Genomic DNA, 589 nt, shown 5'->3' on the forward strand with positions numbered 1-589 from the left:
ACTAGAGGAGTTGATTCCAAAGTTTGTTTGCAATCATAGTTTCCACTCTGTAACGACCGAATCCTGTGAGATTAGTATGGCTTTGCTTTTACAACACTTCACTTGAAGGGATAAGGAAAATCATGAAAAAGTCACTTACAGCGATTGGATTGTCTTTGGTATTCGTTGGTTCGGCCAACGCAGCAAACTGGGGTTACGAAGGAAGTCACGGACCAGAGCATTGGGGCGAGTTTGCTTCTGAATGTGCGCAAGGTAAAAACCAAAGCCCGATTGATATTCATGCGGCGACGCAAGCTGAATTAGCAAAACTGCAATTGGATTACCAAGGCAAAGTGGTTGCACTAACAAACAATGGTCACACATTGCAAACCAGCATTGAGGGAGAGAATGTTCTGACCATGGATGGAAAAGCGTTTGCTTTAAAGCAGTTTCATTTCCATACACCATCTGAAAACCATGTCGACGGCAAATCTTACCCATTGGAAGCGCATTACGTTCATGCCGATGAGCAAGGCAATCTCGCAGTAGTGGCGGTATTTTTTGAACAAGGCAAAGCCAATCCTGCTTTGGCGAATCTGCTAGAAAATGT

The 589-nt window shown here is 44.0% G+C and carries 1 protein-coding gene; it reads left to right on the forward strand.

Annotated features, from left to right (window positions below):
* Positions 1-122: 122 nt before the first annotated feature.
* Positions 123-589, forward strand: a 467-nt coding sequence (locus R7040_RS28290; RefSeq protein WP_318097859.1) for a carbonic anhydrase family protein, incomplete at its 3' end; no start/stop codon positions are given.

Source organism: Vibrio sp. 1069, from assembly GCF_033340555.1.